Raw genomic sequence first — 9,844 nt, 5'->3', positions numbered from 1 at the left:
TTGAGAATGGCTTTCTTCTCGGTCATGGGAATTTCTCCTCGGTGAATAGAGGGTCCCTACTGGGAAGGTCCTCCAGAGCGCGGGGGACGTTAAAGTTTTGGTGGGTCTTTGTCAACGAGAAGCCGGCCCCCGGCGGGAGCGACTTTTGTAGGGTAAACAGGCTATTACGGCGCTTCGCGACGGGCCCGCCGCAAAGGGCCGTTAAAAAACAAGGGATTAACCGCCCAGGTCCCGCCAGCGCCGGATGAGGGGGCGGTCCGCGGGGCCGGCTAAGATAAAAGTCGCAGTTTGCCGTTTGTTTTGCCGTAAGCGCGGCGATATACTGCCGCCCGCGAAGGAGTCTCCGGCCCCGTTCCGATCGGTTTTTCGCCGTTCGGGACCAAGCAGGAGTTCCCTGTGGGCTCCAACCCCGGCCCGGGCACCATCGGCTTTATCCGCATTCACACTCTGATGTCGCCGTTGATGCCAAGTTCCCGATAACCGCTCCGGTGTATCCGGGGCCCGGCAAAAGTGTAGGCTACCGTGAACGATAAGAGACCCGTTAACCTCGATCTAACGACGATCAAGTTCCCGGTCACCGCCATTGCATCCATCACTCACCGTATTACTGGCGTGGCCATTTTCGTTGCCATCCCCGTCTTGCTGTGGATGCTGGATCGCTCCTTGGCGTCCCCCGAGAGCTTTGCGGACCTGAAACAGCTGATGACCTCGCCCCTCGCCAAATTGGTGGTCTGGGCGATCCTGGCCGTCATTCTTTATCACCTGGTCGCCGGTATCCGCCATTTGATTATGGATATGGGCATGGGTGAGACCCTGGAAGGTGGACGTCGTGGCGCCTTCGCCACTTTCGTTGTCACCGCGGTACTGATTCTGTTGGCAGGAGCCTGGGTATGGTAACCAGTGTAACGAGCCTGGGCCGTAACGGCCTTTATGATTGGCTGATCCAGCGGGTTTCCGCTGTGGTGATCGCCGTGTACGTGATCGGCATGCTGGGCTTTCTGATCGCCCAGCCGGATCTGGATTACGGCACCTGGAGTGCCTTTATGGGCTCCGTGCCCATGCAGATCGCTAACACCCTTCTGTTGTTCTCCGTGGCCGCCCACACCTGGATCGGCCTGTGGAGCGTGACCACCGACTATCTGACCAGCCTGACCTTCGGCAAAGCGGCCACCAGTGTTCGTCTGGTGGTGCAGATGGCCATCGCGCTGCTGCTGCTTGTGTACCTGCTGTGGGGCCTGCTGATGATCTGGGGAGGCGCATAATCCATGTCCATTCGTACCATCACCTTTGACGCGATCGTCGTTGGCGGCGGGGGCGCAGGCATGCGTGCTTCCCTGCAGATGGCGCAGTCCGGTTTCAAAACCGCGCTGATTTCCAAAGTATTCCCGACCCGTTCGCACACGGTGTCCGCCCAGGGCGGTATCACCTGCGCGATCGCCTCCGCCGATCCCAATGACGATTGGCGCTGGCACATGTACGACACGGTGAAGGGCTCCGACTATATCGGTGACCAGGAGGCCATCGAATACATGTGCCAGGTGGGCCCGGAAGCGGTGTTCGAGCTGGACCACATGGGTCTGCCGTTCTCCCGCACCGAGGAAGGCCGCATCTACCAGCGTCCCTTCGGTGGCCAGTCCAAGAATTTCGGTGAGGGTGGCCAGGCCGCCCGCACCTGTGCCGCCGCCGACCGTACCGGTCACGCGCTGCTGCACACCCTTTACCAGCAGAACCTCAAGAACGGCACCCAGTTCTACAACGAATGGTACGCCGTGGATCTGGTGAAGGACGCCGACGATAACGTCTGCGGTGTGATCGCGATCAGCATCGAGACCGGCGAGACCGTGTTCTTCAAAGCCAAGGCCACGGTGTTCGCCACCGGCGGCGCCGGCCGTATCTACTCCTCCACCACCAACGCCCTGATCAACACCGGCGATGGCGTGGGCATGGCCCTGCGTGCTGGCGTGCCGGTGCAGGACATGGAAATGTGGCAGTTCCACCCCACCGGCATCGCCGGCGCGGGTACCCTGGTCACCGAAGGGTGCCGGGGCGAGGGCGGCTACCTTATTAATAAGGACGGCGAGCGCTTCATGGAGCGCTACGCGCCCAACGCCAAGGACCTCGCGTCCCGTGACGTGGTGGCCCGCTCCATGATGATGGAGATCCTCGACGGCCGCGGCGACGGCCCGGACGGCGACTACGTCTATCTGAAGCTGGATCATCTCGGCGAGGAAGTGCTGCACAGCCGTCTGCCCGGTATTTGCGAGCTGTCCATCACCTTCGCCCAGGTGGACCCGGTCAAGGAACCGATCCCGGTGGTGCCCACCTGTCACTACATGATGGGCGGCATCCCCACCAACGTGAACGGCCAGGCGCTCAAGTTCAGCGGCGGCCACGAAGGCGAGGATCAGTTCGTCAACGGCCTGTTCGCGGTGGGCGAGGTAGCCTGCGTGTCGGTACACGGCGCCAACCGTCTGGGCGGCAACTCGCTGCTCGACCTGGTGGTGTTCGGCCGCGCGGCGGGTCTGCACATCGAAGAGGCGCTGCGTCAGGGCATGACCCAGTACGAGCCCAGCGAAGAGGACCTGGAGCGGGCGCTGAGCCGCGTCAACCGCTGGAACGAGTCCAAGGACGGCGAATCCGTGTCCTCGCTGCGCAAGGAACTGCAGAGCACCATGCAGAATCACTTCGGTGTATTCCGCAAGGGTGATCTGATGGAAGAGGGCGTTCAAAAGCTGGCCAAGTTGCGCGAGCGCATCGCCAACGCCCATCTCGAGGACAAGAGCCAGTCCTTCAACACCGCCCGTGTCGAAGCGCTGGAACTGGACAACCTGCTGGAAGTCGCGGAAGCCACCGCGCTGGCGGCGTCCGGACGCACCGAAAGCCGGGGCGCCCATTCCCGCTACGACTTCCCGGATCGTGACGACGAAAACTGGCTGTGCCATTCCGTGTTCGACCCCAAGTCGAAAAAACTGGGCAAGCGGGATGTGAACTTCAAGCCGAAGACCGTCGATACCTTCCAGCCGAAGATCCGGACCTACTAACGGAGGCGCGTAGCCATGAAAGTCAGTATCTATCGCTACAACCCGGACACCGACCGCGAACCGTCCATGAAAGAGTACGAGGTGGACACCCAGGGCAAGGACCTGATGGTGCTCGACGTGCTCAATCTGGTCAAAGAGCAGGACCCGTCGATGGCCTACCGCCGGTCCTGCCGGGAAGGCGTTTGCGGTTCCGACGGCATGAACATCAACGGCAAGAACGGTCTCGCCTGTATCACCCCGCTGTCTGAAGTGGCGCCGGGTGTGAAGGAAGGCAAGAAGCCGCTGGTGCTGCGCCCGCTGCCCGGCCTGCCGGTGATTCGCGACCTGGTGGTGGACATGACCATGTTCTACAACCAGTACGAGAAGGTGCAGCCGTACCTGCAGAACGACACGCCGGCGCCGGCCATCGAGCGCCTGCAGACGCCGGAGGACCGGGCCAAGCTGGACGGCCTCTACGAGTGCATTCTGTGCGCGTGCTGCTCCACCAGCTGCCCCAGCTTCTGGTGGAACCCGGAGAAGTTCCTGGGTCCGGCGGCGCTGCTGCAGAGCTACCGGTTCCTGGCGGACAGCCGCGACGAGGCCACCGAGGAGCGCCTGTCGCGCCTGGATGACCCGTTCAGCCTGTTCCGGTGCCACGGCATCATGAACTGCGTGAGCGTCTGCCCCAAGGGGCTGAACCCAACGCGGGCCATCGGCCACATCCGGTCCATGCTCCTGGAACGGGGCGTGTAACGGAAAGCGAAGAAGGCGGCCTGCGGGCCGCCTTTTTTATGGGCGCCTTCCCCGGCTGCAAATTGTATCCGGATGCGACGGAAGGGTTCGGGGAAGGGTGGCTTTGGTTAAGCTTGAGATCGGTGCCGTCGCCCCCATGCCTTTATAGAGGGCCGGTAAGCGTTAGACGTTGGTGGGATTGCGGTCAGGAGAAAAAAGACCGATAAGTCATTTTCTCCGTAGACGCCTAACAAAACCACCACAAAGGTACTACACTAGGTGGCGGTTTCGGCAACCCCGGAGCCGCCAGACAGCAAGTGGGCCGGAGCTTAAAAGGTGCCGGTCCGTAAACAGCGATGAGCGCGGGTAACAGGGTCGCAGCCCTGTGGACAGAGCAGAATACATGCCCACAGGCGTGACGTTCGCCCGGCTAAGGAACGAGCGACGATGCAAGACAGTTCCATGTACCGTCAGTGGCAGTCCTCCCATATCGGGGGCTCCAATGCGGCCTATGTTGATGAACTGTACGAATCCTATCTGACTGATCCCAATTCCGTGCCGGAAGACTGGCGCGCCTACTTCGAAAAGCTGCCCTCCAACGGCGCCGTTGAGTCCGATGTCCCCCATTCGGCGGTCCGTGAGTATTTCCTGCTCGAAGCCAAGAACAAGTCCCGTGTGCAGAAAGTCGGCGCCGGCGCCGTCAGCAGCGAGCATGAACGCCGCCAGGTGCGGGTGCTTCATCTGATCGCCGCGTACCGCAACCGGGGCCATCAGGTGGCCAAGCTGGACCCGCTCGGTTTGATGGAGCGCGAGGCGGTCTCCGACCTGGAGCTGGCGCACCACGGCCTGAGCAAGGCGGACATGGACACGGTGTTCCAGACCGGCAACCTGTTCATCGGTAAGCCGGAAGCCACCCTGCGCGAGATCATGGACTGCCTGAAGGGCACCTATTGCTCCACGGTGGGCTGTGAGTACATGCACATCGTCAACACCGCCGAGAAGCGCTGGCTTCAGCAGCGGCTGGAGGGCGTGCGCAGCCACCCGCAGTACGGCGCCGACATCAAGAGCCATATTCTCGAGCGTCTGACCGCCGCCGAAGGCCTGGAAAAATACCTGGGCAGCCGTTACCCCGGCACCAAGCGTTTCGGCCTGGAAGGCGGCGAATCGATGATTCCGCTGATGGACGAGATGATCCAGCGGGTCGGCAGTTACGGCGCCAAGGAGATGGTGATCGGCATGGCCCACCGTGGCCGCCTGAATCTGCTGGTCAATATCCTCGGCAAGAGCCCCCGCGATTTGTTCGGCGAGTTCGAGGGCAAGAGCTTCAACGAAAACGGCTCCGGCGACGTGAAGTACCACCAGGGCTTCTCGTCCAACGTGCAGACCTCCGGCGGCGAAGTGCATCTGGCGCTGGCCTTCAACCCGTCCCACCTGGAGATCGTGTCGCCGGTGGTGGAGGGGTCGGTGCGCGCCCGGCAGGATCGCCGCAACGACGCCGGCGGGGACCAGGTGGTGCCGATTCTGATTCACGGTGACGCGGCGTTCGCCGGTCAGGGCGTGGTCATGGAGACCTTCCAGATGTCCCAGACCCGCGGCTTCAAGACCGGCGGCACCCTGCACGTGATCGTCAACAACCAGGTCGGCTTCACCACCAGCCGCCGTGACGACGCCCGCTCCACCGAGTACTGCACCGACGTGGCGAAGATGGTTCAGTCGCCGATCTTCCACGTCAACGCGGACGATCCGGAGGCGGTCTACTTCGTCACCCAACTGGCGGTGGACTACCGCATGCAGTTCAAGAAGGACGTGGTGATCGACCTGATCTGCTACCGTCGTTCCGGTCACAACGAGGCGGACGAGCCGTCCTCCACGCAGCCGCTGATGTACAAGAAGATCAAGTCGCACCCGTCCAGCCGCACGCTGTACGCCGAGCGTCTGATCAACGAGCAGATCCTCTCCGAGCAGGACGCGCAGAAGATGGTCGACGACTATCGCGACGCGCTGGACGAGGGCAACCACGTGGTCAAATCACTGGTGCGCGAGCCCAACAAGTCCCTGTTCGTGGACTGGAGCCCCTACGTCGGCCATCAGGTCGAGGACGACTGGGACACCGGTTACCCGCTCAAGAAACTCCAGGATCTGGCCAACCGTCTGGAAACCGTGCCCGAGGGCGTGGTGCTGCAGCGGCAGGTGAAGAAGATTCTCGAGGACCGCCGCAAAATGACCGCCGGCGCCATGTCGATCAACTGGGGTTACGGCGAGACCCTCGCCTACGCCAGCCTGCTGGACCAGGGCGTGATGGTGCGGCTCACCGGCCAGGATTCCGGGCGCGGTACCTTCTCGCACCGCCATGCGGTGCTGCACAACCAGAAGAACGGCGAGGACTATGTGCCTCTGGCCCACCTTCAGGAAGGTCAGCCGCGCTTTGATATCTACGATTCGCTGCTCTCCGAGGAGGCGGTGCTGGGCTTCGAGTACGGCTACGCCACCACCACCCCGGAAGCACTGATCGTCTGGGAAGCGCAGTTCGGTGACTTCGCCAACGGCGCCCAGGTGGTGATCGACCAGTTCATGTCCTCCGGCGAAGCCAAGTGGGGGCGTTTGTGCGGCCTCACCCTGTTGCTGCCGCACGGCTACGAAGGTCAGGGCCCGGAGCACTCCTCCGCCCGGCTGGAACGCTTCCTGCAGCTGTGCGCCGAGCACAACATGCAGGTGTGCGTGCCCACCACCCCGGCGCAGATTTTCCATCTGCTGCGGCGCCAGGCGGTGCGTCCGCTGCGCAAGCCGCTGGTGGTGATGACGCCGAAGAGCCTGCTGCGTCACAAGCGCGCCAAATCGTCCCTGGAGGATTTGTCCGAAGGCCGTTTCCAGACCGTTCTGGACGACCGCGCCGACATCGACCACAAGGACATCAAACGCGTGGTGATGTGCTCCGGCAAGGTGTTCTACGACCTGCTGGAAAAACGCGAGTCGGACGACCTCAACGATACCGCGCTGGTGCGCATCGAGCAGCTGTATCCGTTCCCGGAAAAGCGTCTCCAGGAAGTCCTGGAAAGTTACCCCAATCTGGAAAATCTGGTGTGGTGCCAGGAAGAGCCGATGAACCAGGGCGCCTGGTACTGCTCGCAGCACCATATGTTCCGGGTGGCGCGGGCGGTCAACGACAAACTGCATGTGCATTACGCTGGCCGTGACATGGCGGCGGCCCCGGCGGTGGGCTCCATGTCCCTGCACGTGGAACAGCAACAGCGTCTCGTCGAAGACGCCTTCCAGATCAACTGAGCGACAGCCAACCGAGATAGGGTTAAGGAATAAGCATGGCGACAGACATCAAAGCCCCACAGTTTCCCGAATCCGTAGCGGACGGCACCGTGGCGACCTGGCACAAGAAAGAAGGCGAGGCGGTCAAGCGTGACGAGCTGCTGGTGGACATCGAAACCGACAAAGTAGTGCTGGAGGTGGTGGCCCCCAGCGACGGTGTGGTGGCGAAGATCATCAAGGACGAAGGCGACACCGTGGAAAGCCAGGAAGTACTGGGTCAGCTGGAAGCCGGCAGCGGCGCCGGCGGCGCGGACAGCGGTGACGACAAGGACGACGACAAGGACGACGACAAGGACGCCGCGAAAGACAGCGGAGACGACGACAAGGGCGAACAGAAACAAGCGCCCGCGGCGGACGATAAAGGCGCGCAGCAGCAAGACGAGGAGGGCGGTGACAAGGACGCCCAGGCCGGTCCCGCGGCGCGCAAGATGATGAGCGAACACAACCTCTCCGCGTCCGACGTCAAGGGCAGCGGCCGCGACGGCCGCATCACCAAGGAAGACGTGGAGAAAGCCCTGGCCAGCCGCGAGGAGCGCAAGCAGTCCTCCGCCGGCGAGACCAAAAGCGACGCGCCCAAGGCCGCGCCGATTCCGGCACCGGAACCGGGCGAGCGGGAAGAGCGCCGGGTACCGATGACCCGTCTGCGCAAGCGCATCGCCGAGCGCCTGGTGTCCGCGCAACAGAACGCGGCCATGTTGACCACCTTCAACGAGGTCAACATGAAGCCGATCATGGATATGCGCAAGAACTACAAGGACGCCTTCGAGAAGGCCCACGGCGTTCGTCTTGGTTTCATGGGCTTCTTTACCCGCGCTTGTGTGGAAGCACTCAAACGCTTCCCGGAAGTGAACGCCTCCATCGACGATGACGACGTGGTCTACCACGGTTACTACGACATCGGCATGGCGGTATCCACCGAGCGCGGTCTGGTGGTGCCGGTGGTGCGCGACGCGGACCAGAAGGGCCTCGCGGAAGTGGAATCGCAGATCATCGATTACGGCCAGAAGGCTCAGAAGGGCAAGCTGTCCATCGATGAAATGACCGGCGGCACCTTCACCATTTCCAACGGTGGCGTGTTCGGCTCCCTGATGTCGATGCCGATCCTCAACCCGCCGCAGACCGCCATTCTGGGCATGCACAAAATCCAGGAACGGCCCATGGCGGTGGACGGTGAAGTGAAGATTCTGCCGATGATGTATCTGGCGCTGTCCTACGACCACCGTCTGATCGACGGTAAGCAGGCGGTGCAGTTCCTGGTCGCGGTGAAGAACTTTATCGAGGATCCGGCGCGGCTGCTGCTGGACATTTAAAGGATTTATTATGGCTGATAAATACGATGTCATCGTCATCGGCGGCGGCCCCGGCGGTTACGTCGCCGCGATTCGCTGCGCGCAGCTGGGCTACAACACGGCCTGCATCGAGAAGCGCGTCAACAAACAGGACCAGCCGGCACTCGGCGGCACCTGCCTGAACGTGGGCTGTATTCCGTCCAAGGCGCTGCTGGATTCCTCCTGGAAGTACCATGAGGCGGAGCACGCCCTCGCCGATCACGGCGTGGGCGTGGGCAAACTGAGCCTTGATCTGGACACCATGCACCAGCGCAAGGACAAAGTCGTGCAGCAGCTCACCGGCGGCGTGGCCTCCCTGTTCAAGTCGAACAAGGTCACCTGGCTGCAGGGCAGCGGCCAGCTCAAGGCCAACAAGCAGGTGCAGTTCTCGCCGCTGGACGGCGACGAACAGACCCTGGAAGCCGAACACGTGATTCTCGCCGCCGGTTCCGTGCCGGTGGACATTCCGGTGGCCGAGGTGGATCAGAAGATCATTGTCGATTCCACCGGCGCCCTGGAATTCGATTCCGTGCCCAAAAAGCTGGGCGTGATCGGCGCCGGCATCATCGGCCTGGAGCTGGGCAGCGTCTGGGCCCGCCTCGGCAGTGAAGTGAAGGTGCTCGAAGCGGTGGATACGTTCCTGCCCACCGTGGACCGGCAGATCGGCAAGGAAGCCTTCAAACTGTTTTCCAAACAAGGGCTCGACATCCATCTGGGTGCCCGGGTCACCGGAACCAAGAAGAACAAGAATTCCGTGCGCGTCACCTACAGCTACGACGGTGAAGAGCACGAAGAGACGTTCGACCGCCTGATCGTGGCGGTGGGCCGCCGTCCTTACACCGAAGGCCTGCTCAGCCAGGACGCCGGCGTGACCATGGACGAACGTAACTATGTGTACGTCGACAGCCAGTGTCGCACCGATGTCCCGGGCGTGTACGCGATCGGCGATCTGGTGCGTGGACCGGCTCTGGCCCACAAAGCGATCGAAGAGGGCGTGATGGTGGCGGATGTGATTGCCGGGGAGCATACCCAGGTCAATTACGACGCCGTGCCGGGCGTCATTTATACCCACCCGGAAGTCGCCTGGGTGGGCAAGACCGAGGAAGAGGTGAAGGATTCCGGCGAGCCGTATAAAACCGGCGCGGTACCCTTCGCCGCCAATGGCCGCGCACTGGCCGCCGGCGAGCCCGGCGGTCTGGTGAAGTTCGTGGTGGACGAAAAAACCGACCGGGTGCTGGGCATGCACATCCTCGGCCCGCAGGCCTCCGAGCTGATTCAGCAAGGGGTCGTGGCGATGGAATTCGGTGCCAGCATCGAGGATCTGCAATTGATGGTGTTCGGCCACCCGAGCCTCTCCGAGACCGTGCACGAAGCGGCTCTGGCCACGGACTACAAGGCTATCCACGTGGCGCAACGCCGCCGCAAAAAGTAGGGCCCCGAAGA

The 9,844-nt window shown here is 62.4% G+C and carries 7 protein-coding genes; all 7 read left to right on the top strand.

The genetic code is table 11. From position 1 onward, the window contains the following. The first annotated feature begins 522 nt into the window (after positions 1–522). The 7 genes from sdhC to lpdA all read left to right on the top strand — a co-directional run bounded on the left by sdhC (position 523) and on the right by lpdA (position 9,833). Entirely contained in the window at positions 523–897 is a 375-nt protein-coding gene (gene sdhC, locus ACEQZD_RS00690) for a succinate dehydrogenase, cytochrome b556 subunit (RefSeq protein WP_142949319.1), read from the top strand. Continuing rightward, positions 891–1,262: a succinate dehydrogenase, hydrophobic membrane anchor protein gene (sdhD, locus tag ACEQZD_RS00685; protein WP_067611126.1), complete on the top strand. Its 372-nt coding sequence runs from the start codon at positions 891–893 to the stop codon at positions 1,260–1,262. The genes sdhC and sdhD overlap by 7 nt, the downstream gene beginning before the upstream one ends. Positions 1,263–1,265: 3 nt before the next feature. Further along, positions 1,266–3,041, top strand: coding sequence for a succinate dehydrogenase flavoprotein subunit (sdhA, locus tag ACEQZD_RS00680; RefSeq protein ID WP_142949318.1), 1,776 nt, complete (start codon positions 1,266–1,268; stop codon positions 3,039–3,041). A 15-nt stretch (positions 3,042–3,056) separates the two neighbouring features. Continuing rightward, positions 3,057–3,773 (top strand): succinate dehydrogenase iron-sulfur subunit, encoded by a 717-nt coding sequence (locus ACEQZD_RS00675; protein WP_067609492.1) that lies wholly within the window; start codon positions 3,057–3,059, stop codon positions 3,771–3,773. Positions 3,774–4,199: 426 nt separating this feature from the next. After that, complete coding sequence (locus tag ACEQZD_RS00670) at positions 4,200–7,034, top strand: 2-oxoglutarate dehydrogenase E1 component (RefSeq protein ID WP_194856540.1); 2,835 nt, start codon at positions 4,200–4,202, stop codon at positions 7,032–7,034. Between the two features lie 35 nt (positions 7,035–7,069). Then, positions 7,070–8,383: a 2-oxoglutarate dehydrogenase complex dihydrolipoyllysine-residue succinyltransferase gene (odhB, locus tag ACEQZD_RS00665; RefSeq protein ID WP_370183380.1), complete on the top strand. Its 1,314-nt coding sequence runs from the start codon at positions 7,070–7,072 to the stop codon at positions 8,381–8,383. A gap of 10 nt (positions 8,384–8,393) precedes the next feature. Then, on the top strand, positions 8,394–9,833 hold the full coding sequence (lpdA, locus tag ACEQZD_RS00660) for a dihydrolipoyl dehydrogenase (protein ID WP_142949315.1): 1,440 nt from the start codon (positions 8,394–8,396) through the stop codon (positions 9,831–9,833). The last annotated feature ends 11 nt before the right edge of the window (positions 9,834–9,844 follow it).

The organism is Alloalcanivorax sp., from assembly GCF_964221125.1.
GTDB classification, from domain to species: Bacteria; Pseudomonadota; Gammaproteobacteria; order Pseudomonadales; family Alcanivoracaceae; genus Alloalcanivorax; species Alloalcanivorax venustensis.
Note: the sequence above shows the minus strand (reverse complement) of the source record. Positions and strands in the feature narration are given on the sequence as shown.